We start from the raw sequence: 24,912 nt of genomic DNA on the forward strand, positions 1-24,912 counted from the left end.
GTTTAGTGGTTTAAAACATCAACACCAAACAAACTGATCAACAGACAATGGAACAAAACAACTCCAAGAGTAACGGTTCGGCATTATATACGCTGGTAACGGTATTCTTTTTCTGGGGCTTCCTGGCAGCCTCTAATGGTATCTTCATCCCTTTTTGTAAAGCACATTTTCATCTTTCACAATTCGAATCTCAGCTTATCGACTTTACCTTCTACGGTGGGTATTTTATCGGCTCGCTGATATTGTATTTTGCTTCTGCAGCCACCAAGGTGGATATTCTAAATAAAATAGGATATAAGAACGGTATCATCTACGGGCTACTGCTATCTGCTGTTGGCGCGCTTATTATGGTGCCCGCTATTAACTCCGGTTCGTTCGCGTTCATCCTGTTAACATTCTTTATTATAGCCCTGGGCTTTTCATTACAGCAAACCGCTGCAAACCCATTTGTGGTTGCATTAGGCAGTGCCGAAACCGGTACACACCGCTTAAACTTTGCAGGGGGCGTAAATAACTTTGGTAGTATTTGGGGGCCGGTAATTGTTGGTTTTGTTTTGTTCGGATCTGCATCAGCTAAAATACCTGCCGAACAGGTAAAAATATCATCGGTTAACACCCTTTATCTCATCCTGGCCGGCTTGTTTATAGCAGTTGCGGCCTTTTTCTGGATATCTAAACTGCCAACAGTAACCAGCGACGAAAAGATAGAACCAAGTAATAAGGCAAACAAACCATTGGGCGTTATCTTTATCGCGTTCCTGCTAATTTTAGCTGCAAGCCCGCTTGCTGATGCAACCCATGTGCCTAAGGCATACTTTGTATACGCATCATTGGCAATTATCCTGATCACCTTACTTTCTACTATAGCAACCAGCAGCAAGCATAAAGAAGGCTGGGGCGCAATGCAGTATCCGCAATTGATATTGGGTATGCTGGCCATCTTTACTTACGTGGGTGTTGAAGTTACCATCCAAAGTAATATGGGTGCATTGCTGGAAACGCCTGCTTTTGGCAGCTACACTACCGACCAGGTAGCACCCTTTATATCCCTTTATTGGGGTAGCTTGATGATAGGCCGCTGGACAGGTGCTATCGCAGCGTTTAACCTTTCTAAAACCATGAAGTTTGTGCTTACGGTAATCGTTCCGTTTATAGCCTTTGGTGTGGTACTGTTGGTAAACAGCATCAGCGGCACCAACGTTAGTATGCTAATACCTTATGCAGGCTTTGTGGCTGTGTTGGTTATAGGCTTCTTAATCGGTAATCAAAAGCCTGTACGTACGCTGGCATTGTTTGGCGTACTTGGCGCTATCTTCATGATAGTTGGTTTAATGAGCGCCGGCATGATCGCTATTTTCTCGTTTACTGCAGGCGGCCTGTGCTGCTCAATCATGTGGCCATCTATCTTCTCGCTGTCTGTTACCGGCTTGGGTAAATACACCAGCCAGGGTTCGGCATTCCTGATCATGATGATCCTTGGTGGCTCTATTATTCCGCCAGTGCAGGGTATATTGGCTGATAGCAGCGGTATACATGCATCATACATTGTCCCGGTGATTGGTTTTGCTTACCTGGCATTCTTTGCATGGAAGGCCGGCGTTGAATTGAAGAAACAAGGTATAGATGTTGACAACCTGGAAGCGGGCGGCGGACATTAATCGTCTAAATCAGAATTTACACAATTCTAGAATTCACAGAATATTATACCATCATAAAAAGGGGTTAGTTAACGAAGGTTAACTAACCCCTTTTTGTGTGAACCTGATTTTTTTAGAATTAGAGAATAAGCAGAAATCCTTTGTCCATAATTCTTAAATTCGGCCAATTCTTAAATTCGAGTCTGACTACCTCTAAATGGACAAACCAACTTTCGATAACATCTTCATGAACCTGGCGACGGACCTGGCTAAACGTTCACACTGCGTTAAGGCACAGGTAGGGGCAGTGCTAGCAAAGGATACCCGTATTATATCAATAGGGTATAACGGACCACCTGCCGGCACGCATAACTGCGATGAAGAGTTTCCCGAAACAGGCTGTCCGCGCGATAGCAAAGGCAGTTGCTCGCTTGCATTACATGCCGAAGAAAACGCTATACTGTATGCGGTAAAGAATGGTGCCAACCTGGAAGGTGCAACTTTATACACTACCTTATCGCCCTGCCTGCCCTGCGCAAGGCTTATTTACTCGGCTGGCATCAAACAGGTATATTTCGATAAATCGTACGCGCAATACAAAGGCCTTGCCAGTGATGAAGGTGTAGACTTCCTGAACAAGTTCGGGGTGAGCGCGGTGAAAGCTGGGTAAGCAGAAAGCGTAAAGCGAAGAGCAGAAAGCTTAAAGCTAAATACAGAAAGCTGAAGCGAAAAGGCTCTGACGCGTCATTGCGAGGTACGAAGCAATCTCAAAACTTTTAGATGTGGCGTGGTGATTGCCTCGTACCGGGCAACGACGCTTCACAGGATAACCATGCTGTTAATTCTAAAATCCTAAAATTCTGATTCAGACTTTCAGCAGCGGCGTTATCCTGTCCAATGCAAATTGTAACTGCTGCTCCTGGGTAAGATTAGTATTGTCCAGTATTACAGCGTCTTCCGCTCTTACCAGGGGGCTTTCTGTACGGGTAGTGTCGGCATAATCGCGATGAGCAAGGTTTTCAAAAACCTCTTCCAGGGTAACCTCCGGGTTTTTTGAGTGGATCTCTTTATAGCGGCGTTCGGCACGTACCTTAGGGTCGGCTGTCATGAAAAGCTTTAAAGAGGCGTGAGGGAATACTGCTGTGCCAATATCACGGCCATCCATTACAATATTTTTCGAGCGGCCCATGCGCTGCTGTTGTTTTACCATCTCCCGCCGCACTTCGCGCAACGCGGCTATAGTACTTACATTTTCTGACACGGGCATCAGGCGTATCTCTTCAGATACTTCTTCTTCGTTCAGTAAGATGTGCGATTCATAATCGCGGGAGTGAAAATTAAGGTGAATGTCTTTTAACGCCACTTCTATTGCCTGATGATCATTCATGTCAATGTTATTCCTCAGGAAATAAAGTGTAACCGCACGGTACATGGCACCGCTGTCAACATATATAAAGTTGAGTTTTTTTGCTAGTGCTTTGGCTAAGGTGCTTTTTCCGCAAGACGAGTAACCGTCTATTGCTACTACTATGTTGTTGCTCATCGGGAAACGAAGATAAGCTTTTTTGCAATTGTGTTTTGCAGCTTTCTCATTTATAGTAACTCTTTGGTATGAAGGTGGGTCACAACATCAAACTTTAGAGCGGCTCTGAATACGCGCTGTTCTTATCAAAACATTTCACTACTTTCGATTTCTTAAGTAATGGCTAACTCTACCGAAATTTATAACATAAAAAGTGAATTAGTTGCTGCAAACGAAAAGCGACTTAGGGCGCTGGTTACAGCAAGTTCTGATGTGATTTACAGTTTAAGCGCGGACTGGGCCGTGATGCAGGAGCTGGATGGCCGCGGTTTCCTGAAAAATACAGATAGCCCCATGATCGGCTGGCGCGAGCAGAACGTTTATCCAGCCGACATGGAAATGGTGAACGCTGCAATTGAAGAAGCGATAAGAGAGAAAAAGATATTTGAACTGGAACACCGGGTGAACCGCGTTGACGGTACACCCGGCTGGACCTTTTCGCGCGCTGTTCCCATTCTTGATGATGAAGGCAACATAATTGAATGGTTTGGTGCCGCCAGCGATATTACGGACCGTAAAGTAGCTGAAGAAAAATTGGCTATAGTTAATGCCAGGATTGCGCTGGCTGAAGAAAGCCTTCGCATTGCCACCGACTCGGGTGAGTTGGGTACGTGGTACTATGAAAGTGATACAGGCCGATTTGACACCTCCGAGCGGTTCAATGCCATATTTGGGCTGCCCTTAGAAGGTGGTTTCACTTATGAAGAAGCGCTCGAGCGCATTCCGCAAGATCACCGGAAACGGATAACAGATGCCGTAGACGCTTCTTTTAAAAACAACACCAGCTTTAAGGTAGAGTACCCGGTTAATGTGGCCGGTAATAAAGAGCGTTGGGTGCGATCGGTAGGGAAGGTGGTTACCAGCGAGCAGGGCACAATCTACATTACCGGGGTGATTGCCGATATCACGGAGCAAAAAATGGATGATGCCCGTAAAAATGACTTCATAGGTATGGTGAGCCATGAACTGAAAACGCCGCTTACATCGCTTACCGCAATTGTACAGGTTGCCGAGGCTAAACTGCGATCGAGCGAGGATAAGTTCCTGGGTAGCGCCATGGATAAAGCAGGCACATTGGTACGCCGTATGAGTACCATGATTAATGGCTTCCTGAATATATCACGCCTGGAATCGGGTAAAATCACCATTGTAAAACATGAATTTTACCTGCATGATCTTATCAAAGAGGTTGTAGAGGAGTTCACGATGACAACAACCAGCCATCCGGTAGAGATAAATGACTGCGATGATGTTACCATTGTTGCCGACAGAGATAAAATAGCGTCTGTGCTTTCAAACCTGATCAGTAATGCGATGAAATATTCGGCAAAGCAGGCCCATGTTACCGTGACGTGTAAAGTAACCAATAGCGAGGTTATTGTAAGCGTACGTGATAACGGAATGGGCATTGCCGAGGCAGACCTATCTAAAATATTCGATCGTTATTACCGGGTAGAAAGCAATGGGATGCAAAATATATCAGGCTTTGGCATAGGGCTTTACTTAAGTGCCGAGATCATCCACCGGCACGACGGAAAGATCTGGGCCAATAGCGAGTTGGGCCAGGGGTCTACCTTTTATTTCAGTTTGCCTACTGGGAGCTGATTAGCATTAGCAATACACACATGAATTTAAGCAAGGCGGACCTGCAAAAAGAGGTTACGTATAAAACATCGCGCAGCGGCGGCAAAGGCGGCCAAAACGTTAACAAGGTATCTACCAAGGTAGAACTGCTGTTTGATGTTGCGGCGTCCGGTTTGTTCACCAATGAGGAGAAAACTACCATTAACCAGAAACTGCAAAGCCGCTTTAACAAGGACGGGCTGGTGCAGGTGGTGTGCGATGAAGAGCGCAGCCAGTTCCTGAATAAAGAGATAGCGATTGAAAGGCTGATAGTGCTGCTAACCACCGCGCTGATAAGACCAAAAGTGCGCAAAGCTGTAAAGGTAAGCCGTGCCGCTAAACTGGCCCGGCTGGACAATAAAAAGGCCCACTCTGATAAGAAAGCGGGCCGCAGAAATAACTTTGATTATTAGTTGAACCGGTACAGCAGCGTAGCAGAACCCCACTGGTGCGCACGTGCAACATTCTTCACATCCTTAGTGTTAAATATTGCCGCCAAGCCGTAAACAAACCTGCCGCTTACATAATTGGCGCCTACCTCGTTACTAAATACAAAATGGCGGATACCTTTGGTGACTTCCACGGTGCCCGGCTCCGGGTGATCTTTAAAGATACTGCCCTGGATGGTAGCATCGTAACCTATAACGTTTGCCTGCGGTTTGTAGTAAAAGAAAAACTCATGCTCGTGCAGCAGGCTGTTCTTGCCTGTTGATGCCGTACTTTGTGTACTTGCCGACTGAAATAATTGATTAAAGTTGCCGAACCTGAACAGCGGACCTGCTCCGGCGCTGATAAACCCGGTGCCCAGGTTAGCGTATGTAGCTGCAGAAACATCTATCCATGAACCGCGCGCGATCAGCTTGGTGTAATCTGCCGATAGGTTTACCTCAAAATCATTCCTGATCTGGTACTGCCAGCCATCGGGAGGGTAGAAGCCAAATGTTTTATGAATGAACTCCTGTATGCCTTTTCCGCCTGCTGCAGGGCCAACCATACCTAGGCGCGCGGTGAGTTTAAGCGCGCTTTCGTTTTTATACAGCAGGTTTAAAGAGGCACCTGCATATAAATAGCCGGCAAACGGCCTGTCCAGGTAATCTGTAGATGGTATGGCTGCAGATTGCGGGTTAAATAGCTTTTGCCCAACCTCAAAGCCAAGTACCTTATTGGCCAGGCTGGTGTTTTTGGATGCGTCCAGAGCTTTACGGTAGTAAGCAAAAATACCGTTGGTATAATACCTGTCTGAGCCTTGTGCCAGGAAGGAGTCGTTGTCTGACTGTAAGCCGATCTCGTGGCTGCGTGTTTGCGCATACGCGCCGGCAGCTGCAAACAGGCTTACCGCCAGAGCAAATAGTTTAATTTTCATTGAGGGTTGTAAGTGAGCAAAGTGATGCGCTAAAATAAAAAAAGCCTCGATATATCGGGGCTTTAATATTGTTGTGACTTTGCAGCTCAGTTAAGTGCCGGCTTAGGGCTGGTCTCCTTTATGGTAAGATCCAGCGGGTTGCTCACTTTCTCATCAAGTAAAGCAAGTTTTACCACATCGCCCATATCAGTTACATAGTGGAACTGAAGGTCTTTAATGTAGTCTTCCTTAATTTCTTCAATGTCCTTCTGGTTGCTGCGGCAAAGGATGATCTCTTTGATGTTGGCGCGTTTTGCAGCCAGTATTTTTTCCTTTATACCACCAACCGGCAGCACACGACCACGCAGGGTAATCTCGCCGGTCATGGCGAGGTTGGGTTTTACCTTGCGCTGTGTAAAGGCAGACACCAGTGCCGTTAGCATGGTAACACCTGCCGACGGGCCATCCTTTGGCGTTGCACCCGCAGGTACGTGTACGTGCACATCCCACTGTTCAAACAGCTTTGGATGGATGTTGAAATCTCCCGCATGCGCGCGCAGGTAGGCCAGCGCGATAGTAACCGACTCCTTCATAACATCACCTAAACTACCGGTAAGCGTAAGCTTTCCGTTGCCGGGACTAAGGCTTGCCTCGATGAAAAGGATATCGCCACCAACTGATGTCCAGGCCAGGCCTGTTACCACACCGGCAATATCGTTGTTCTCGTACAAGTCTTTATCAAAAATAGGTGCACCCAGTATTTTCAGGACATCCTTTTTGCTTACCACCGGATTGTACGGCTCTTCCATGGCAATGTTTTTGGCCACGCCACGAACCACCGATCCAATCTTTTTCTCCAGCGAACGAACACCGGACTCACGGGTGTAATCCTCAATTACTTTCTCTATAACGTCGTTTTTCAGCGTAACATCTTTATTAGCCAAGCCATGCGCTTCACGCTGTTTAGGCACCAGGTGGCGTTTGGCTATCTCCACCTTTTCTTCAATGGTATAACCGTTCACTTCTATGATCTCCATACGGTCCAGCAAGGCCGGCTGTATGCTGCTCAAAGAGTTAGCTGTAGCAATAAACATTACGTTAGACAAATCAAAGTCCATCTCTACGTAGTTATCATAAAAAGTGCTGTTCTGCTCGGGGTCCAAAACCTCCAGCAGGGCAGAGGATGGGTCGCCACGAAAATCGGTGCTTACCTTGTCTACCTCATCCAGTATAAAAACCGGGTTAGCCGCGCCTGCCTTTTTAATAGACTGTATTATACGGCCCGGCATAGCACCTATATAAGTTTTACGGTGGCCGCGGATCTCAGCCTCATCCCGTAAGCCGCCCAACGCCATACGAACATATTTACGGCCAAGTGCCTTTGCAATAGACTTACCCAGCGAGGTTTTACCTACACCCGGAGGGCCTACCAAGCAAAGGATAGGCGCTTTCATGTCGTGCTTTAATTTTAGCACAGCCAGGTACTCTATTATACGCTGTTTTACTTTATCCAGGCCAAAGTGGTCCTTATCCAGCACTTTTTGCGCACGCTTAAGGTCAAAGTTGTCTTTGGTGAACTCGTTCCACGGTAAATCCAGTAATAGTTCCAGGTAATTTATTTGTACCGAGTAATCAGCAGCCGCAGGATTGGTGCGCGCCAGCTTTTCCATTTCCTTGTTAAAGTGGGTGGCAATTTCCTTGCTCCACTTTTTAGATTTGGCACGTTTCTTTAAATTCTCTATCTCCAGGTCGGGCGTGTTCCCGCCAAGTTCTTCCTGTATGGTTTTAAGCTGCTGGTTCAGGAAATAATCGCGCTGCTGCTTGTCCAGGTCTACACGTACTTTGGTCTGTATCTGGTTCTTCAGTTCCAGCATTTGCAGGTCCAGCGTGAGGTGTTCCAGCACCAGGTTTATCCTATCGCGCAGGCTTTTAGTTTCCAGCAAGGCTTGTTTTGCCGCCATATCCGCATTCATATTGGATGATATGAAGTTGATCAGGAACGATGTGCTTTCGATATTGCGGATAGCGATACCGGCCTCGCTTGGGATATTCGGCGACAACTGGATAATGTTCATGGCCATGTCCTTAACCGAGGATACCATGGCTTTAAATTCTTTGTCTTCCTTTGGTTTGATCTCCACAAATGGCTCTACAGATGCCTTGAGGTAAGGTTCGCTTTGCACCTCTTCCTTCAATATAAAGCGCTTTTTGCCCTGTAGTATCACCGTAGTGTTACCATCAGGCATTTGCAGCATCTTGATGATGAGCGCAACCGTACCCACACGGTGCAGCTGCTCAAATCCCGGATCTTCTATACTTACATCCTGCTGTGCTACAACGCCGATGAGGCGCTTGCCCTTATTGGCGTCGCGTATCAGCTTTATAGACTTATCACGACCCACAGTAATGGGTATCACAACACCCGGGAATAACACGGTATTGCGTAAGGGAAGAATTGGTAATATATCTGGAACCTGTTCGTTATTCATTTCTTCTTCATCTTCCGACGACATTAGCGGGAAAAACTCAGAATCTTCGTTTATAGCGGCAGCGTTTTTAAAATCAAACGGATCAAAACTCATTAGTATCCTTTTTTTCGGGTTGTTTCAACGTCAAATTGTCAGCCGTTGTAAAAGCAGCCGTTAATTAAACCTCAATATTCCCCTGTTAAATTGTACGGTGACAGAAGTTCAAGAGATGTGCCAAGATAAGTTTATTTAAGGCGATCTTATTGTTGGTTATGTAATTATCTGTTAATTAAGCGGTTGTAAGTTAATGGTAAAATGCGCTTAACAGCTGACTGTTTTTGTGTTGCGGAAAAAAAGTCATGTTTATTGGGGTATGATTGATAACACGAATTTTACAAAAAGTACATCCTGCACATAATATTTTGTATTTATGCAAGTTAATAGAGTACCGTTACACGTTTATGCATTTGATGAGGCTCCCCGCAATAATCTCGCTTCTGCTAATTACTTCGCTCGAGTCATCGGCACAAAACGCCTATGTAAAACTTGGGCAGCAAGCCTTTATGGACGGTAACTTCAAGAGCGCTGTCGCGCAACTGGAGAAGGCCTGCATGATTGACTCTACCAATGCTAACGCGTATTGGATGCTGGGCTACTCGTATTATCACAGCCAAAATTACCGCAAGTCTATAGCTGCTTTTACAAAAACAATATACATTCATCCTACTGATGCTACGGCGTATTATTACCGTGCACGTGCCAAAAGCTACCTGGGTAAAGATACTTTCCTGTCCTATGACGAGCGGGAGAAGTACCTCCTGGGTGCTATATTCGACCTTACTAAGGCGATAGCCATAGATCCAACTGAACAAACAAAATGTTTCCAAACACGTGGTATAGCCTACCGTGAGTATGGTATTTTTAAGCTGCAGCCCAACATTAAGAATTACGATAAAATACGGGGTATTAGCTCTCTCAAAGCATCAATAGGAGACCTGGAGAAAGTGTTGAAAGACAACCCAAGCCGGTCTGACATTTCATCCCTGATTGATCTTTCGAAAGAGAAGCTGGCGACATTTACCGGCAAACACAACTAAAATAAGCCTTTTACCACGTAGTTGTTGGTGCCCATTACTTTTACCTTCTGGTCTTTTTCTATCTGGTAGTACTTACCCGGTACATACATCAGCTTTTCGGTTGTGTTGTAGAGTAAGTTGCTGACGTTGTTCAATACCGATACAGATAACACCTTACCATCCTGCTTTTTTATGACCAGCCGCCGTGTTTTTAGCTCCGGGAACTTGGCTTGATAAACTATGCTGTCGGCGTTTTGCTGTATGGTGTAGCTATCCTTCCAGGCGGGTTTGTTAATGTCCGACGATACAAACAGGCCAAACTCTTGTCCCCAATTTTGTATAAGCAGTTTTTTTGTCTCGGTTACGCCGTTGTGGGTAACTGTTTTTACAACAGGCTTGTTGGCGGCAGCCAAACGTGCGGAATCAGCCCTGAAGAAATCCTTCATATCAAAGTACTTCAGGGTGGCGCCGGTTTCTTTTATTTCCGGTTTGCAGGCGTACCAGCTGCCCAGCAGCAGCAAGCCGCCCGCAAACAGGGTGTATTTCTTTAACGGCTTATACCAATACATTACCGGTCATTTCTGCGGGAACTGGTACGCCAAGTATTTTCAGTACCGTTGGGGCAATATCGCCCAGTTTGCCGTCAAATACAGCTTTTACGTCTTCGTCAATTATTATACAAGGTACCAGGTTGGTAGTATGCGCAGTATTTGGAGAGCCGTCGTCATTTATCATGTAATCGGCATTACCGTGGTCGGCAATAATGATGAACGAGTAGCCGTGTTTCAAACCAGTTTCTACCACTGCCTGTGTGCAGGCGTCGGCAGTTTCGGCAGCTTTAACTACCGCGCTGAAAACGCCGGTATGGCCAACCATATCTGTATTGGCAAAGTTAAGGCATACAAAGTCCGGCCATTCTGCTTCAAGTTCCGGGATAATGGCATCACGGATACCTTCAGCGCTCATCTCCGGCTGTAAGTCGTAAGTGGCCACCTTTGGCGATGGTACCAACAACCTTTTTTCGTTTGTGAATTCTTTTTCACGTCCGCCCGAAAAGAAAAACGTAACGTGCGGATATTTTTCAGTCTCGGCAATACGTATCTGGTTCTTGGCAGCACCTTCCAGCACTTCGCCAAGCGTCATGGCCAGATCGTCTTTGCGGAACACCACCTTAACGTTCTTAAAGGTATCGTCGTAAGACGTCATGGTAACATAATGCAGGTCCAGCGGTTTCATGTCATACTCCGGGAATTCCCTTTGGGTAAGCGCCTGTGTAATTTCGCGGCCCCTGTCCGTACGGAAGTTAAAGCAGATCACTACATCACCTTCTTTTATAACGGCAAGCGGCTGCCCGTCTTCACCGGTCTTTACTATAGGCAGTATAAATTCATCGGTAACGCCTGCCTCGTAAGATTTGGTGATGGATGCCGTAATGTCCTTTGTAGGCTCGCCTTCGCCTTTAACCATCAGGTCGTAAGCTTTTTCAACACGTTCCCAGCGGTTATCGCGGTCCATTGCATAGTAGCGGCCAATAGCCGATGCCAGTCTTACCGGTGTGTCTGCTATGTGCTGCTCCAGTTCAGTAATAAATCCCAAACCCGAATTTGGGTCGGTATCGCGGCCATCTAAAAAGGCATGTACAAACACCTTTTGGAGATTTAGTTTTGCTGCCGTAGTTGCAAGCCCTTTAACGTGGTTAATGTGCGCATGCACTCCACCATCAGACAAGAGGCCAATCAGGTGAAGATCTTTATTGTTGTCGCGCGCGTAGTTAAAGGCTTCTACCAGGGTTTCATTCTGTTCAAACTCGTTATCCAGCACAGCCTTGTTTATTCGGCCGAGTTCCTGGTATACCACGCGGCCGGCGCCCAGGTTCATGTGCCCCACTTCGGAGTTACCCATTTGCCCTTCTGGCAAACCTACAGCAAGGCCAGAGGCCTCAAGCTTAGAGTTCGGGTAGTTACTGATAAGAGAATCGAAGAAGGGCGTGTTTGCGGCTAAAATAGCGTTAGAACTGTCCTGACGGCCGTAACCCCAGCCGTCTAATATAATGAGTACTACTTTTTTTCTGTTTTCCACAATGCAAATATAAAAGCAACGTTTAAACATTATAGTTTAAAAGAGTGTTAATTTGTGCAACATTTTAAGTTTTATCCGGTCATGTTGATATGAAGCTACTTACACGTATACCTTTGCTGATACTTTTGTTCACAATTCCTGCCGCTGCCATAGCCGGGCCTATAGATAAAGTTGCGGAATTGATAAAGCAGGGCAATACGCATGAACTTGCAAAGCTTTTTGCCGCAACTATAGATGTGACCGTGTTAGAAAACGCTAATGTTTACTCCAAAGCGCAGGCAGAGGTTATCCTGGAGAAATTTTTTAAAGAGAACAGGCCTCAATCTGTAAAGATAATTCACCGCGTTAATTCAAGCGCGGCATATAATTTCGCAGTAATGCATGTAGTTACCGACAAAGGAAAATACCGGGTTGCGGTGACCATGAAAGAAATTGAAAAGCAGATGGTTATTATTGAGTTGCGCGTGGAAGTCGAAAAAACCTAATTACTCATCAATTGTTCTTACTTTTGAAACTCAAAAATCAGAAGGTTTGGACAAACAACTTATCCACCAGTTTATAGTAAATGCTCTAAGTGAAGATGTAGGCGATGGCGACCATACATCTTTAGCTACCATTGAGGCAGGCACAAAAGGCAAAGCAAAACTTTTAGTAAAAGATACCGGCGTACTTGCAGGGATAGAACTTGCTCTGGCAATATTTGAAGAGGTAGACCCTACTCTGCAAGTAGATGTACTGCTTAATGATGGTGCTGAAGTAAAACCCAAAGATATTGCCTTTACTGTTGAAGGGGATGCCCAAAGCATACTAAAGGCTGAGCGCCTGGTGCTTAACTGCATGCAGCGCATGAGCGGCATTGCCACTAAAACCCGTGAAATTACCGACCTGCTGGAGGGCACCAACACCAGGGTGCTTGATACCCGAAAAACAACGCCCGGCATGCGCTACCTGGAGAAATGGGCGGTACGAATAGGCGGCGGCGTTAACCACCGGATTGGGCTATACGACATGATCTTGATCAAGGATAACCACGTGGATTATTCCGGCGGTATACGGCAGGCCATCGAGAACGCCAACAGCTATCTGAAACAAACCGGTAAAAAGTTGGCTATTGAAATTGAGGTGCGAAACCTGGAAGAACTTGAGCAAGTACTGCAAACCGGCAACGTGAACCGCATAATGCTGGACAACTTTAGTTTTGACAACCTGAGGCAGGCTATAGGGATGATAGAAGGCCGCTACACTACCGAAGCTTCTGGCGGGATAACAGAAGAGAACATAAGGGATTACGCCGACTGTGGTGTAGATTATGTATCAGTAGGCGCGTTAACGCATTCGGTAAAAAGCCTTGATCTGAGTTTGAAGGCCATTAAATTATAATTGAATATATTGCGGTATATTACATCAATTTAATAATATTGCAGGCAGATGCTATCAATCTCGTCTATTTTAGCGCTCATTCTTGCATATCTCTTCGGGTCTATACCAACAGCTGTTTGGATTGGGCAGGCATTTTACAACATTGATGTAAGGGAATATGGCAGCGGTAACGCCGGTGCAACCAACACCTTCCGGGTGCTTGGCAAGAAGGCAGGCATCCCTGTAATGCTGCTGGATATTTTAAAAGGGTGGACAGCAACCAACCTGGCTTACATTATCGGGGTTTCTACAACGGGGGCTTACCATTCAATAGCATTTACAAACTACGCATTAGCACTTGGGGTGGCTGCAGTTATGGGTCACCTGTTCCCCATATTCGCCGGTTTTAGGGGCGGTAAAGGGGTGGCTACACTTTTTGGAATGATATTAGCTATAAACCTGCAGGCATCTTTACTTTGTGTGCTTGTTTTCCTGGTGGTGCTGCTGATTACCAAATATGTGTCGCTGGCATCAATTATGGCAGGTTTTACTTATCCCATCGGTGTAACATTCATTTTCCCGGTGTATATAAAATCGGTCATTATTTATGGCATGTGCATATGCGTGCTAATATTAGTTACTCATCAGAAAAATATAGAGCGTTTATTAAAAGGTAAAGAGTCTAAAGTAAACTTATTTAAAAAGAAAACTGCCTAAAGACTCACCAATGAAAAAACTAAAACCTTTGCTGTTAGGCGTGGTTCTGGCTTCGGCTATCTACGCTTGTTCCACCGTTCCACTTACCGGCCGCTCTCAATTGTCGCTTGTAGGTGATGATCAGATCAACACTGCTGCTGCAACCAGCTACAGACAACTCCTTTCCGATCCAAAAACAAAGGTTATTGCATCGGGTACGGACGCGCAACGCGTAAAACTTATTGGCAGCCGTTTGGCGTCATCTATCGAAAGTTATCTTAACTCAAACGGCTATGCCGGCAAGTACAACTTCCAATGGGAGTTTAATTTGATCCAAAGCGCCGAAATTAACGCATGGTGCATGCCGGGTGGTAAAGTTGCTGTATACAGCGGTATATTGCCTGTGACAGCAAACGATGCCGGCCTTGCTACCGTGATGGGCCATGAAATAGGCCATGCTATAGCGCGACACTCTGCCGAGCGCATGTCTCAGGAGCTTGCGCTGCAAACCGGCGGTGCTGCCATTGGCGCAGCGGCGGGTGGGCAATCACAAACATCCCAGGCTATAATTGGCCAACTATATGGTGTAGGCGGTCAGTTAGCCTTACTGCACTACTCCCGCAGCCAGGAGTCTGAAGCCGACCGTTTAGGTCTTACCTTTATGGCAATGGCCGGGTATGACCCTCACCAGGCTGTATTGTTCTGGCAGCGTATGCAGGCACAAAATAAGGGCGGAACACCTCCACCGTTCCTGAGCACTCACCCGTCGGATGCTACGCGTATAGCTAACATCCAGAACCTGATTCCGGAAGCGATGAAGTATTATAAGAGACGATAATCGCCTGGAGATTTACAAAGGCCGCAAAGTTGATGACTTTGCGGCCTTTTGTTTTTTTTGTGCGGTTGAGTCGGCTTTATTATTATTTGTGGTTTGTAGGTTTTTCGGTCTGCTCATTGCCGCAGGGGGCTACTTCTTTGTCTTGATACAAAGAAGCAAAAATCAAGACGAAAAAAACCTTCTTCGCGCAAGCCTTTACCCCGGCCCGTTTTTTCGTCTGCCCTGCGCTTTTTTATTGTTCAACGATTTAAGTAGAGCCTGATGAACATAACAAAACTGATAATTGCGGCCTCAGAACAGGCGGTTAGTACCGGCACTGAAACAGCACTAACATTTAAAGCCTGTTGTGCAGCCGCGAGCTTTCTTTGGTTACTTTCTTTGGCGGTCAAAGAAAGTAACACTCACAGGCCAAAAGTATCCTTCTGCCTTTCCTAACAGAGCACTACCTCATCGAACTAAAACCTTAAATTTGCGTTGACTAATCAAATGAACAAACGCCGCTTTCTTACTGCCGAATGGCGCAACCTGGTAATGCTGAATTATGAGGTTGATCCTGAAATTTTGAAACCTTATTTACCCGCCGCCACCGAACTTGACCTGTGGCAGGGTAAAGCGCTGGTGAGCATGGTCGGCTTTATGTTTAAAGAAACCAAAGTGCTTGGCGTTAAGTGGCCGTTCCATGTGAACTTCGAGGAGGTGAACCTGCGTTTTTACGTGAGGCACTTTGATGGAAAGGAGTGGAAGCGCGGCGCCGTTTTTGTAAGCGAGATAGTACCTAAGCCCATTATTGTGTTTATTGCCAATAACCTGTATAAAGAACATTACCGCGCAATGCCTATGCGGCACTCTGTTAATAAAGATGGTGCTAATCACACGCAATTTCTGTACGAGTGGAAGCTGAAAGGCCGCTGGAATAAAATTGGAGCTACGGTACGCAACAGCCTCACCAAAATTGAACCCGGCAGCGCCGAGGAGTTTATATTTGAACACTACTGGGGCTACAATCGCCTTAATGATCGTAAGACCATGCAGTACCAGGTAGAGCATGTTGCCTGGCAAATTGCCGAGGTACGTGACTATATTTTTGAGGCCGACATTGCTGAACTTTATGGTGAAGCCTTTGTGCCTTATTTAAGTGTAAAGCCATTCTCTGCGTTTTGGGCAAACGGATCAGAGATCGCGGTAAGGATAGGGGATAAGTTGGTGGTGGAGTAGTGTTATGTTGCTAAGTGTAATTGCAAGCGCTACCGTTGCTACATTGATAGAAAGTAACGCGCCGATTGCAAGCATTTGTTCTTATGAGGAAAGTAAGGGGTAGTTATTAAGCTTGTGTTTGTTACTTTCTTTTTCCGCAAAAGAAAGTAACCAAAGAAAACTCCCGGCTTGGTTCCGCACTTTTAAAGTAAGTGCTTGTTCAATGCCTGTACTATCTGTGCGTTACCGAGGCCGGATTGATTATGTTATCGTTAGGTTTGTCAAGCTGCACGTGTTTGCGAGCGTGGCAATCAAGAACTCACTCCAAGTGCTTCCAGAATTGCCTTTGCTTTTAACAGGCATTCGTCATATTCTTTTTCAGCATCAGCGTGATATGTAATGGCGCTGCCAACATGAAAGGACAGGTACTTATTTGCTGAGTTATAAAGCATAGTACGTATCACCACGTTAAAGTCGAAATCTCCATCCGGGCTAAAGTAGCCTAAAGCGCCCGAGTACACGCCGCGTTTACTGCGCTCAAACTGCTCCATTAACTGCATGGCACTTACCTTGGGTGCGCCTGTCATGCTGCCCATAGGAAAGGTGTTCCTGATGGCCTGTACAGACGAGATGTCTTCCCGTATTTCACAGGTTATGGTAGAGACCATTTGATGTACCTGCTTAAAGCTTTGTATACCGAAAAGGTCTTCAGCTGTTACAGTGCCTAGTTTAGCCGAGCGGGTAAGATCATTACGTACCATGTCTACTACCATTACATTCTCCTGTAGTTCTTTCGGATGATTGCGGAGTGCGACGACAATTTCTTTATCTATATCAGGATCAGCATTCCTCGGTGCCGTGCCTTTAATGGGTTGAGATATTAGCTTACTATCGCGTTTTGCCAGGAAACGTTCGGGCGACGCACACATAATGTAATTGCTATTCCATTTCATAAAAAAGGAGAACGGAGTAGGCGATATGCTGTTAAGTTTATTAAAGGTCTCCAATGGATCTAACTCGGTCTGCTCTGCAAAGAACTCCTGGCAAAAGTTAGTTACGTAGATATCGCCACGGGTAATATGTTCTTTAATTTTGTTTACGCCTTCAACGTATTCCTCTTTTGTAAACCGCGATTGTATTTGAATGCCCGGCTGAGAGTTATCTTTTGAACGTTCGAGTCTCTCTTCGGGTATCTCAAAATCAATATCCTTCCCTATTATCTCAACCGTGTTTCCTTTGATAGTGATTACAGTTTCAGGAACAAAAAAGTAAAGATCCGGAAAGTTAAGCTGATCGATATTGGCTGACCTTACGTTCTCTATCTCGTTCTTGAGGTCGTAACCAAAAAAACCAAAGATAAAGCCGGGATGCTGTTGCTGAAAAAGTTCAAGCTGATCAAAGGCATTCCCTGCACTCACCATTAACTCGGCTTTTGCACCCACCGCAATTAGTACATCAAATTTTCCGTATGGGTCGGTAAAGTTGTTACTGTCGAGATAACACGCCGTGTCAAACGAAGCTGCCCAGGCAAGCGCTTGTTGTTTGAATAGTTCCGGATGATTGTTGGTGAAAGTCACAGGCCGCCCTTAGGGAGATAACTAAGATTGGCAAAGGTTAAACTAAGCTTTTTGTTTTCCAAATTAATACAGGCATTTTTACTGTTCAATTGCTAAGTACATGGACTATGAAATAGCTGACGGTAAAGAACAGGCAACTGCACACAACGCAATGTTTGCCCGAACGTTTTTGCTTTGCTTCGCAGCGTCTATTTTGAACGGTTATTTATTTAGCTATATTCAAGAGACTTTCTTTCCCGGTTTGGAAGGCAATCCTGTAGATAATTTAAGTTTGCCTGAACAATTGTTTCTGGCATGTCTTATAGCACCTTTGTTGGAAACCTTGATCTTCCAGTACTGGGCTATAAATATCCTGAACAAAATAGGTGTTCGTAATTATTATTTACAGCTTGTTATACCCGCCGTTTTATTTGGGCTCGGTCATCAGTACAACCCTCTTTATGTTGTCGCGATGTTTGTTGCCGGGATTATTATGAACTACTTATTTCTTTATTGTAAAGCAAATAAGTACCGGGCTTTTTATTGGGTTGCGTTGCTGCATTGTTTATATAATTTGTACGGGACGTTGTTTGTTCAGTAAACAAGTACAAATAAAAAGGCTCCGATTACCGGAGCCTTTAATATTAGTTCAGAATGTCTTAGTGCAATACTAACGTCTGTTTCCTGTCTGGCCCTACGGATAACCATTTAATCGGTACACCTACTTCTTTCTCCAGGTACTCAATGTATGCCTGTAGTTTTGCAGGTATCTGGTCCAGTTCTGTAATGCCGGTAAGGTCTTCGTGCCAGCCGTCGATCTCCTTCAGCACCGGGTGCGCATCTACCGAGCAGATATCATACGGCATGTAGTCTATTTGTTCGCCCAGGTAGTTGTAGTGGGTGCAGGCATATATCTTTTCAAAGCCGCTTAATACATCAGCCTTGGTCATTACCAGTTGGGTAACACCGTTCAGCATAATGGCATATTTAAGCGCAGGAAGGTCAATCCAGCCGGTACGGCGCGGACGACCGGTTGTAGCGCCAAACTCATGGCCAATACGGCGCAGTTCTTCGCCGGTTTCGTCATTCAACTCAGTAGGGAAGGGGCCGCCACCAACACGGGTGCAATAAGCTTTAAAAATGCCTATTACATCGCCTATCTGGCTTGGGGCTATACCTAAGCCTGTGCAAGCACCGGCAGCAGTGGTATTTGATGAAGTAACAAACGGGTATGAACCAAAGTCGATATCGAGCATAGCACCCTGTGCACCTTCGGCCAAAACTTTTTTACCTTCTTTTATATAGTTGTTTACAAAGTGCTCCGAATCTACCAGCTTGAACTTCTTAACGAGCTCTATAGCTTCAAAGAAAGCTGCTTCACGTTCGCTGAAATCAGCTACTTCACCATAAAGCGACTGCAGCATAGAAGTATGCTTGTCTACCAGTTTTTGGTAACGTTCTTTAAAGTCGGGCAGGGTTATATCGCCAATACGTAAGCCGTTACGGCCGGTCTTGTCCATATAGGTTGGACCGATACCTTTAAGGGTAGAACCGATCTTGCCTTCGCCCATTTTCTTTTCAGAAGCGGCATCAAGCAATTGGTGAGTAGGCAATATCAGGTGCGCTTTTTTAGCAATAACCAGATTGCCTTTTGCGAGCAGGTCGTGGCCTGCATCTTTTAACTTGTCCAGCTCTTTCTTAAGGGTAATAGGGTCTATTACCACACCATTGCCAATAAGGTTAATGGTGTTATCAAAAAATATCCCTGAAGGAATGGTATTCAACACAAACTTTTTGCCTTCGAACTCTAAAGTATGCCCTGCATTGGGGCCGCCCTGGAAACGGGCGATAAGGTCGTAACCTGCGCTTAGTACGTCAACAATTTTACCTTTACCTTCGTCGCCCCACTGGAGGCCTAATAATACGTCAACAGCCATTAATGAATATGTTATCTGGAAAAATAGATTTAAGTGAAACTACGATACCTTTCTGTCGCAAAAGCCATCACGCAGCTTTGTGCAGTTACCGTATAAGTTTAAAGAGTGGTGTTTTATCTCAAATTTGAGGATGTCGCCCATCATGCTTTGTATCTGCTGTATGCGCGGGTCGCAAAACTCAACCACCTTGCCGCAGTCGATACATATAATGTGGTCGTGCTGTTTATACCCGTACGATTTCTCGAACTGAGCCATATTTTTACCAAACTGATGCTTGGTCACCAGGTCGCACGATACCAGCAGCTCCAGCGTGTTGTACACGGTTGCGCGGCTCACCCGGTATTTCTTGTTCTTCATGTGGATGTATAACGATTCCACATCAAAATGATCATTACGGGAGTATATCTCTTCAAGAATGGCAAAACGCTCGGGAGTTTTCCGCAGGCTCTTATTTTCGAGGTAAGCCTCAAAAATCTTCTTTACCAATGCGATGGTTTCCTGTACAGGCATAATGTTAAATTAACACGTCAAAGGTATGGTTTTCAATGGCAAGAAACAAAAGATTGGCGTTCGACTCCCTAGAGTCAAGAGACAAGAATCAAGAATCAGGAGAAAATAGCAGTAGTACCATTGTCTTACTCTTAATTCTTGTCTCTTGATTCTTATCTCTACAACATGGCTAAGAAGCTTTTTCCACTACCGAATCAAACCGGGTTACGCCGGTTATACCTTTTACCATCTTCAGGTTTCTGATCAGGTTGTCCAGGTGATTGGTGTCGTTTACATAAAGCATCAGTGAGCCTTCGAAAATGCCGTTGTCGCTGTCCACAGTAATAGACCGGATATTTACTTTAAAATCCTGCGATATTACGGTGGTAAGCTTGTTTATTAAACCAACATCGTCTATACCGGTTATGCGCAACCCTGTCAGGAAAGCCAGTTCCTGCTGGTTGGTCCAGCGGGCTTTTACAATGCGATAGCCGTAATTGGCCATCAGTTTGGCAGCATTTGGGCAGTTGGTGCGGTGTATCTTGATGCCGTCGCTTACAGTTACAAAGCCGAATACATCATCACCGGGGATAGGATTACAACAGTTTGCCAGTTTGTAATCTATCTTTTGCATGTCCTCGCCAATAAGCAGGACATCGGTATCTTTTGCTTTTATATTACGCACAAGGCTCTGCAGCTGCTCGGCCTCCATTTTGTCCTGCGGCTTGTTCTCAATTATCTTTTCCGAAGCCTGGTACTCTTTCAGGTCCTTCATGTCTATCAAGCCCTTCGCTACATTGTAGAAAAGGTCCTGGGTTGATAGCAGCTTGAAAAAGTAACTCAGCTTTTGCAGGTTTTCGGAGTTGTAAGTGATCTTAAGCGACTTTAGCTTACGCTCCAGTATCTCCTTACCATCTTCGGCAATGCGGCGCTTTTCTTCCTTAAGAGCCGACTTTATCTTGGCCTTTGCTTTGGCGGTAACCACAAAGTTCAGCCAGTCTTCCTTAGGCGTTTGCTTGCCCGAGGTGATGATCTCTACCTGGTCGCCGTTTTGCAGCTTGTAGCTCAACGGTACCAGTTTGTGGTTCACCTTTGCGCCAATACAACTAGCGCCTACATCGGTATGTATCTCAAAAGCAAAGTCGAGAGCGGTAGCATTCAGCGGCAACTGTATCAAGGCACCTTTAGGTGTAAAAATGAAGATCTCGTCGCTAAACAGGTTCATCTTGAAATCGTCGAGAAAGTCCAGCGCGTTGGAGTCCGGGTTCTTCAGCATATCGCGTACTTTTTGCACCCATTGGTCAAGCCCGCTGTCCGTGCTCGATTCCTTGTACTTCCAGTGCGCGGCAAAACCTTTCTCAGCAATTTCATTCATGCGCTTGGTGCGTATTTGCACCTCTACCCACTGGCCACGTGGCCCCATAACCGTAGTGTGCAAGCTCTCGTAACCGTTTGCCTTTGGCGATGATATCCAATCACGAAGGCGATCAGGATTAGGCCTGTACAGGTCGGTGATAATGGAGTATGCTTTCCAGCAGTCCGCTTTTTCGTTTTCGGGCGTGCTGTCCAGTATTATCCTGATGGCAAAAAGATCGTATACTTCTTCAAAAGGTATCGATTTCTTTTTCATCTTGTTCCAGATGGAGTGGATGGATTTCGGCCTGCCAAAAACATCAGCATGCAAGTCCTGGTCCGAAACTACCTTTTTCACCGGTTCAATGAAGTCGCGGATGAACTTCTCCCGTTCAGCCTTTTTCTCGTTCAGTTTATTTTTAATGAAAGAGTAGGTTTCCCGCTCCATGTATTTCATGGAAAGGTCTTCCAGTTCTGACTTAATGGCATACAAGCCCAGCCTGTGCGCAAGCGGCGCATACAGATACACCGTTTCTGATGATAGTTTAAGCTGCTTATCTCGCGGCATAAACTCCATTGTGCGCATATTGTGCAGGCGGTCGGCCAGCTTTATTAATATTACCCTAACATCATCGGCAAGGGTAAGCAGCATCTTACGGAAGTTCTCTGCTTGCAGCGAGCTGTTGGTGTCAAAAACGCCGGATATCTTGGTGAGGCCGTCTATAATTTTGGCAACCTTTTTACCAAACTCCAGTTCAATATCCTCCAGGGTAACATCTGTATCCTCCACAACATCATGCAGCAGCGCGCATACAATAGAGGTAGTGCCCAGCCCAATTTCTTCGGCAGCAATTTGCGCCACTGCAATAGGGTGGTATATATACGGTTCGCCGCTTTTACGGCGCATGTCTTTGTGGCTCTCCAGTGCCATATCAAACGCTTTCCGTATCATGCGCTTATCGCCCTTTTGCAGGGTAGATTTACTTGCGCGCAACAACGTACGGTAGCGTTTTAGTATCTCCTTCTTCTCGGCTTCCAAATCAATCACCAGGTCTTTCATGTATCAGCGTATGTGCTATAGTATCAAAACTTTGTAACAATATTTTTTATTGCGGGTTAGTATAAAATAACCAACTTAAATGCGTTAATTTTGTGTCAAGAGTAAATATATGAAATTTATAGCTTTTCTGCTTGTGTTTTGTTGCTCATTGGGCATCCTGAAAGCTCAGGACGAAAAGCCTGCTGCCCCGGTTATTCTTGGCAAAAATGATACCATTAAAACGTACCTGACAAAGCTTGATGGTGAGCTGGTGCCATGGATAGTAACGCCAGAGGTGCGCATTGTTGATACCCGTATATTTGCCAGCGCTGCCGACAGGGCCAAGTTTTACCGCCTGCGTTACAATGTTATGAAGGTGCTGCCATATGCGCAGTTTGCCGGCAAGCGTTACCGACAGTTACAACGTGACCTTGCTCTTACGGCTGACCGTAAAAAGCAGAAAGAGCTTATGAAAGCATGCGAAACCGAGATTAAAGGCATTTTTAACAAAGAGATAAAAGACCTGAGCATAAACCAGGGCGAAATATTGATAAAGCTTATTAACCGCGAAACCGGCAACACCAGCTTTGCCATGGTTAAAGAGCTTAAGGGCGGTTTTAACGCTTTTGTGTTCCAGTCTGTAGCTCGTATATTTGGCCACGATTTGAAAGAGACCTATGATCGTGAAGAGCAGCGGGATATTGAATCTATCCTGGAGGCTGCCCATTATAACCCGAGCTATAATTGATGGATAGTAAAAGCATTTACCGGTTTAACGTGCAAGCGTTAGATGGCGAGCCCGTTAACCTAAGTGACTACAAGAACAAAGTTTTACTGATTGTAAATACCGCTTCGCAATGCGGTTTCACCCCGCAGCTAAAAGACCTGGTAAAGCTAAAAACAGAGTTGGCCGACCAGGAATTTGAGATACTCGCATTCCCTTCTAACGATTTTGGCGGGCAGGAGCCTTTGGAAGGGCAGGCGATAGCGCAGTTCTGCAGCAACTATGGCAACAACTTCCCTGTATTTGACAAAATACGCGTGCGCGGCCCATACGCCGACCCGCTGTACAAGTTCCTGAGCGACAAAAAGGAGAATGGAGTATTAAGCTCGGCTCCGCGCTGGAATTTTCATAAATACCTTATTGACCGTAATGGGCAGGTTGCCGATTACTTTTATCCGTTTACAAACCCCACATCTTCAAAGATCAGAAAGAAAATACAGCGGTTGTTAACCGCTGTTTAAGAGCACTTACCTATGTTAAAGTTAGATATACTTGTTTTACCGGTACACCCTGATGATGCCGAACTGGGCTGCGCAGGAACCATTCTTAAGCATATAGCCCATGGCCATAAAGTTGGTATTGCAGACCTTACCCAAGGCGAACTTGGCACCCGTGGTACCGCAGAAATACGCGCGCAGGAAGCTGCCAAAGCAGCAGAGATACTAGGCCTTACTGTTAGAGAGAACCTATACCTGCCGGATGGCTTTTTTGAGAACACTAAAGAGTACCAGCTAAAGGTCATAGCAGCTATTCGGAAATATCAGCCCGAAATTGTTATCACCAACGCTTACCACGACAGGCACCCCGACCATGGCCGGGCAAACGAGCTGGTAGAAGCAGCGTGCTTCCTTTCAGGCTTACGCCGGATCGAGACGGTAGAGGATGGGCAGCCGCAGGAACCATGGCGCCCAACCCAGGTGCTGCACTTTATACAGGACCGCTACATTAAGCCGGATATTATTGTGGATGTTACCGATTATTGGGACAAGAAAATTGAAAGTGTTTATGCGTATGGCTCACAGTTTCATAATCCCGATTATAACGAGGACGAACCACAAACTTACATTTCCTCACCGGACTTTATAGACCAGGTTAAAGGCCGTGGCCGCGAGTTTGGCAAAAGCATCAATGTAAAATACGGGGAGGGCTTTACCTCACGTAAGATCCTCGGCGTTGATGATCTGTTTAGTTTGAGATAGTATTGAGCAACTCATTATAAACAACAAAGGCCGCTATTAAGCGGCCTTTGTTTGTTAAACCCCTACGTATTCGAAGCGGTTGTTCTCGTTGCTGCGTTCTCGTCGCAGCTTGTTTTCTTTTGCCAGTTTCAGCAAAATGCCTGATAGTTCTGATGTTTTAAAATCCGAATCAAATTTCTTCTTGCAGTACTCTGCTATAGAAGAGATAGAATGCGGTGTTTTAAAGTAATCGGTAGAAAGTAACTGGTTTAAAACCTTGGTGGCACCAGGCTTTTTACGCCTTTGTTCGGTTGTGCCCTGCTCTTCATTCTCCGGTTCGGCTCTTCTGCCTCTCTTATTGAAATTTTCAGATCCTTCCGTATCCACCCGCTCTGTTTCCATAATCTCGTCTAAAAGCCTGTCTACAACTCTAACTTGCACCGCTTCAGACTGGAAAGAATTAACAACTTCGGCTATTTCCGTTAGCTGTTTTTTTAATTTTTCAATTTGTCTGCTCATCCTAAAATGTAACCCCTGATATTAATATAAGTTAATGTGATTCAATGTATTAATCAATGAGCGTGGTGAGAGGTGCTCATTATTTAATAATTAATAATATTATAGATAACGTGAGGTTGCGATAATAGTATATTTAATTCTAAAAAAGTACACCCCAGCCGTT

General features: G+C 45.4%; 24 protein-coding genes. 14 read left to right on the forward strand and 10 right to left on the reverse strand.

Annotation, left to right across the window (positions count from 1 at the left end; translation table 11 throughout):
• Nucleotides 1-47 precede the first annotated feature (47 nt).
• Both AC59GT_RS15445 and AC59GT_RS15450 read left to right on the forward strand, forming a co-directional pair.
• Nucleotides 48-1,658: an MFS transporter gene (locus tag AC59GT_RS15445; protein ID WP_117382541.1), complete on the forward strand. Its 1,611-nt coding sequence runs from the start codon at nt 48-50 to the stop codon at nt 1,656-1,658.
• 196 nt (nt 1,659-1,854) lie between these two features.
• Nucleotides 1,855-2,307, forward strand: coding sequence for a deoxycytidylate deaminase (locus AC59GT_RS15450; RefSeq protein ID WP_497238466.1), 453 nt, complete (start codon nt 1,855-1,857; stop codon nt 2,305-2,307).
• 195 nt (nt 2,308-2,502) lie between these two features.
• On the opposite strand, the gene cmk is transcribed toward AC59GT_RS15450, so the two are convergent.
• Nucleotides 2,503-3,180, reverse strand: a complete 678-nt coding sequence (cmk, locus tag AC59GT_RS15455) for a (d)CMP kinase (protein WP_497238467.1) — start codon at nt 3,178-3,180, stop codon at nt 2,503-2,505.
• 159 nt (nt 3,181-3,339) lie between these two features.
• Here cmk and AC59GT_RS15460 point away from each other — a divergent pair, with 159 nt between their 5' ends.
• Together AC59GT_RS15460 and arfB are read left to right on the forward strand one after the other, a co-directional pair.
• The gene (locus tag AC59GT_RS15460) at nt 3,340-4,824 is read left to right on the forward strand and encodes an ATP-binding protein (protein WP_497238468.1); all 1,485 of its coding nucleotides are present in this window, start codon (nt 3,340-3,342) and stop codon (nt 4,822-4,824) included.
• A 20-nt stretch (nt 4,825-4,844) separates the two neighbouring features.
• Entirely contained in the window at nt 4,845-5,255 is a 411-nt protein-coding gene (gene arfB, locus AC59GT_RS15465; RefSeq protein WP_497238469.1) for an alternative ribosome rescue aminoacyl-tRNA hydrolase ArfB, read from the forward strand.
• Here the strand turns inward: arfB and AC59GT_RS15470 are convergent.
• Nucleotides 5,252-6,205: a lipid A deacylase LpxR family protein gene (locus tag AC59GT_RS15470; RefSeq protein WP_497238470.1), complete on the reverse strand. Its 954-nt coding sequence runs from the start codon at nt 6,203-6,205 to the stop codon at nt 5,252-5,254. The genes arfB and AC59GT_RS15470 overlap by 4 nt on opposite strands.
• 86 nt (nt 6,206-6,291) lie before the next feature.
• A complete protein-coding gene (lon, locus tag AC59GT_RS15475; protein ID WP_497238471.1) occupies nt 6,292-8,766 on the reverse strand; it encodes an endopeptidase La in 2,475 nt (824 codons plus the stop codon).
• A gap of 356 nt (nt 8,767-9,122) precedes the next feature.
• On the opposite strand from lon, the gene AC59GT_RS15480 reads away from it, so the two are divergent.
• Nucleotides 9,123-9,749, forward strand: coding sequence for a tetratricopeptide repeat protein (locus tag AC59GT_RS15480; protein ID WP_497238472.1), 627 nt, complete (start codon nt 9,123-9,125; stop codon nt 9,747-9,749).
• On the opposite strand, the gene AC59GT_RS15485 is transcribed toward AC59GT_RS15480, so the two are convergent.
• Together AC59GT_RS15485 and gpmI are read right to left on the reverse strand one after the other, a co-directional pair.
• Nucleotides 9,746-10,297 carry a hypothetical protein gene (locus AC59GT_RS15485; RefSeq protein ID WP_497238473.1) on the reverse strand — a complete coding sequence of 184 codons (552 nt, stop codon included), beginning with the start codon at nt 10,295-10,297 and terminating at the stop codon, nt 9,746-9,748. The two genes, AC59GT_RS15480 and AC59GT_RS15485, sit on opposite strands and share 4 nt — an antisense overlap.
• Nucleotides 10,284-11,837, reverse strand: coding sequence for a 2,3-bisphosphoglycerate-independent phosphoglycerate mutase (gpmI, locus tag AC59GT_RS15490; protein WP_497238474.1), 1,554 nt, complete (start codon nt 11,835-11,837; stop codon nt 10,284-10,286). The genes AC59GT_RS15485 and gpmI overlap by 14 nt, the downstream gene beginning before the upstream one ends.
• Before the next feature lie 59 nt (nt 11,838-11,896).
• Here gpmI and AC59GT_RS15495 point away from each other — a divergent pair, with 59 nt between their 5' ends.
• From AC59GT_RS15495 to AC59GT_RS15515, 5 genes are all read left to right on the forward strand, one after another.
• Nucleotides 11,897-12,292, forward strand: coding sequence for a DUF4783 domain-containing protein (locus tag AC59GT_RS15495; RefSeq protein ID WP_497238475.1), 396 nt, complete (start codon nt 11,897-11,899; stop codon nt 12,290-12,292).
• Nucleotides 12,293-12,338: 46 nt separating this feature from the next.
• Nucleotides 12,339-13,187: a carboxylating nicotinate-nucleotide diphosphorylase gene (gene nadC, locus AC59GT_RS15500; RefSeq protein ID WP_497238476.1), complete on the forward strand. Its 849-nt coding sequence runs from the start codon at nt 12,339-12,341 to the stop codon at nt 13,185-13,187.
• A gap of 48 nt (nt 13,188-13,235) precedes the next feature.
• Nucleotides 13,236-13,883, forward strand: a complete 648-nt coding sequence (gene plsY, locus AC59GT_RS15505) for a glycerol-3-phosphate 1-O-acyltransferase PlsY (RefSeq protein WP_117382529.1) — start codon at nt 13,236-13,238, stop codon at nt 13,881-13,883.
• 10 nt (nt 13,884-13,893) lie between these two features.
• The gene (locus tag AC59GT_RS15510) at nt 13,894-14,700 is read left to right on the forward strand and encodes a M48 family metallopeptidase (protein WP_497238477.1); all 807 of its coding nucleotides are present in this window, start codon (nt 13,894-13,896) and stop codon (nt 14,698-14,700) included.
• A 486-nt stretch (nt 14,701-15,186) separates the two neighbouring features.
• Entirely contained in the window at nt 15,187-15,915 is a 729-nt protein-coding gene (locus AC59GT_RS15515; protein WP_497238478.1) for a YqjF family protein, read from the forward strand.
• Between the two features lie 290 nt (nt 15,916-16,205).
• On the opposite strand, the gene AC59GT_RS15520 is transcribed toward AC59GT_RS15515, so the two are convergent.
• Nucleotides 16,206-17,471, reverse strand: a complete 1,266-nt coding sequence (locus AC59GT_RS15520) for an anthranilate synthase component I family protein (RefSeq protein ID WP_497238479.1) — start codon at nt 17,469-17,471, stop codon at nt 16,206-16,208.
• Between the two features lie 193 nt (nt 17,472-17,664).
• Between AC59GT_RS15520 and AC59GT_RS15525 the strand changes: the two genes are divergently transcribed.
• Nucleotides 17,665-18,051 carry a CPBP family intramembrane glutamic endopeptidase gene (locus AC59GT_RS15525; RefSeq protein WP_497238480.1) on the forward strand — a complete coding sequence of 129 codons (387 nt, stop codon included), beginning with the start codon at nt 17,665-17,667 and terminating at the stop codon, nt 18,049-18,051.
• 58 nt (nt 18,052-18,109) lie between these two features.
• Here AC59GT_RS15525 and AC59GT_RS15530 read toward each other — a convergent pair whose 3' ends face one another.
• The 3 genes from AC59GT_RS15530 to AC59GT_RS15540 form a co-directional block, all read right to left on the reverse strand.
• Nucleotides 18,110-19,387: an adenylosuccinate synthase gene (locus AC59GT_RS15530; RefSeq protein WP_497238481.1), complete on the reverse strand. Its 1,278-nt coding sequence runs from the start codon at nt 19,385-19,387 to the stop codon at nt 18,110-18,112.
• 39 nt (nt 19,388-19,426) lie between these two features.
• Entirely contained in the window at nt 19,427-19,897 is a 471-nt protein-coding gene (locus AC59GT_RS15535) for a Fur family transcriptional regulator (RefSeq protein WP_497238482.1), read from the reverse strand.
• Between the two features lie 169 nt (nt 19,898-20,066).
• The gene (locus AC59GT_RS15540; RefSeq protein ID WP_497238483.1) at nt 20,067-22,289 is read right to left on the reverse strand and encodes a RelA/SpoT family protein; all 2,223 of its coding nucleotides are present in this window, start codon (nt 22,287-22,289) and stop codon (nt 20,067-20,069) included.
• A 109-nt stretch (nt 22,290-22,398) separates the two neighbouring features.
• Here AC59GT_RS15540 and AC59GT_RS15545 point away from each other — a divergent pair, with 109 nt between their 5' ends.
• Genes AC59GT_RS15545 through bshB1 form a run of 3 tightly spaced genes read left to right on the forward strand, consistent with a single transcriptional unit; the run spans nt 22,399 to nt 24,251 of the window.
• Entirely contained in the window at nt 22,399-23,016 is a 618-nt protein-coding gene (locus tag AC59GT_RS15545) for a DUF4294 domain-containing protein (RefSeq protein WP_497238484.1), read from the forward strand.
• Complete coding sequence (locus AC59GT_RS15550) at nt 23,016-23,513, forward strand: glutathione peroxidase (protein ID WP_497238485.1); 498 nt, start codon at nt 23,016-23,018, stop codon at nt 23,511-23,513. Before AC59GT_RS15545 ends, AC59GT_RS15550 begins: the two co-directional genes overlap by 1 nt.
• 12 nt (nt 23,514-23,525) lie before the next feature.
• A complete protein-coding gene (bshB1, locus tag AC59GT_RS15555) occupies nt 23,526-24,251 on the forward strand; it encodes a bacillithiol biosynthesis deacetylase BshB1 (protein WP_497238486.1) in 726 nt (241 codons plus the stop codon).
• Between the two features lie 54 nt (nt 24,252-24,305).
• Here bshB1 and AC59GT_RS15560 read toward each other — a convergent pair whose 3' ends face one another.
• The gene (locus tag AC59GT_RS15560) at nt 24,306-24,749 is read right to left on the reverse strand and encodes a hypothetical protein (protein ID WP_497238487.1); all 444 of its coding nucleotides are present in this window, start codon (nt 24,747-24,749) and stop codon (nt 24,306-24,308) included.
• Between the last annotated feature and the right edge of the window lie 163 nt (nt 24,750-24,912).

This window comes from Mucilaginibacter sp. 320_HR, assembly GCF_059691875.1.

Bases quoted from the DNA above. Each gene is read 5' to 3' on its own strand.
- AC59GT_RS15445 (WP_117382541.1), top strand. From the start codon at position 48: ATGGAACAAAACAACTCCAAGAGTAACGGTTCGGCATTATATACGCTG.
- AC59GT_RS15450 (WP_497238466.1), top strand. From the start codon at position 1,855: ATGGACAAACCAACTTTCGATAACATCTTCATGAACCTGGCGACGGAC.
- cmk (WP_497238467.1), bottom strand. From the start codon at position 3,180: ATGAGCAACAACATAGTAGTAGCAATAGACGGTTACTCGTCTTGCGGA.
- AC59GT_RS15460 (WP_497238468.1), top strand. From the start codon at position 3,340: ATGGCTAACTCTACCGAAATTTATAACATAAAAAGTGAATTAGTTGCT.
- arfB (WP_497238469.1), top strand. From the start codon at position 4,845: ATGAATTTAAGCAAGGCGGACCTGCAAAAAGAGGTTACGTATAAAACA.
- AC59GT_RS15470 (WP_497238470.1), bottom strand. From the start codon at position 6,205: ATGAAAATTAAACTATTTGCTCTGGCGGTAAGCCTGTTTGCAGCTGCC.
- lon (WP_497238471.1), bottom strand. From the start codon at position 8,766: ATGAGTTTTGATCCGTTTGATTTTAAAAACGCTGCCGCTATAAACGAA.
- AC59GT_RS15480 (WP_497238472.1), top strand. From the start codon at position 9,123: ATGAGGCTCCCCGCAATAATCTCGCTTCTGCTAATTACTTCGCTCGAG.
- AC59GT_RS15485 (WP_497238473.1), bottom strand. From the start codon at position 10,297: ATGTATTGGTATAAGCCGTTAAAGAAATACACCCTGTTTGCGGGCGGC.
- gpmI (WP_497238474.1), bottom strand. From the start codon at position 11,837: ATGTTTAAACGTTGCTTTTATATTTGCATTGTGGAAAACAGAAAAAAA.
- AC59GT_RS15495 (WP_497238475.1), top strand. From the start codon at position 11,897: ATGAAGCTACTTACACGTATACCTTTGCTGATACTTTTGTTCACAATT.
- plsY (WP_117382529.1), top strand. From the start codon at position 13,236: ATGCTATCAATCTCGTCTATTTTAGCGCTCATTCTTGCATATCTCTTC.
- AC59GT_RS15510 (WP_497238477.1), top strand. From the start codon at position 13,894: ATGAAAAAACTAAAACCTTTGCTGTTAGGCGTGGTTCTGGCTTCGGCT.
- AC59GT_RS15515 (WP_497238478.1), top strand. From the start codon at position 15,187: ATGAACAAACGCCGCTTTCTTACTGCCGAATGGCGCAACCTGGTAATG.
- AC59GT_RS15530 (WP_497238481.1), bottom strand. From the start codon at position 19,387: ATGGCTGTTGACGTATTATTAGGCCTCCAGTGGGGCGACGAAGGTAAA.
- AC59GT_RS15535 (WP_497238482.1), bottom strand. From the start codon at position 19,897: ATGCCTGTACAGGAAACCATCGCATTGGTAAAGAAGATTTTTGAGGCT.
- AC59GT_RS15540 (WP_497238483.1), bottom strand. From the start codon at position 22,289: ATGAAAGACCTGGTGATTGATTTGGAAGCCGAGAAGAAGGAGATACTA.
- AC59GT_RS15545 (WP_497238484.1), top strand. From the start codon at position 22,399: ATGAAATTTATAGCTTTTCTGCTTGTGTTTTGTTGCTCATTGGGCATC.
- AC59GT_RS15550 (WP_497238485.1), top strand. From the start codon at position 23,016: ATGGATAGTAAAAGCATTTACCGGTTTAACGTGCAAGCGTTAGATGGC.
- bshB1 (WP_497238486.1), top strand. From the start codon at position 23,526: ATGTTAAAGTTAGATATACTTGTTTTACCGGTACACCCTGATGATGCC.
- AC59GT_RS15560 (WP_497238487.1), bottom strand. From the start codon at position 24,749: ATGAGCAGACAAATTGAAAAATTAAAAAAACAGCTAACGGAAATAGCC.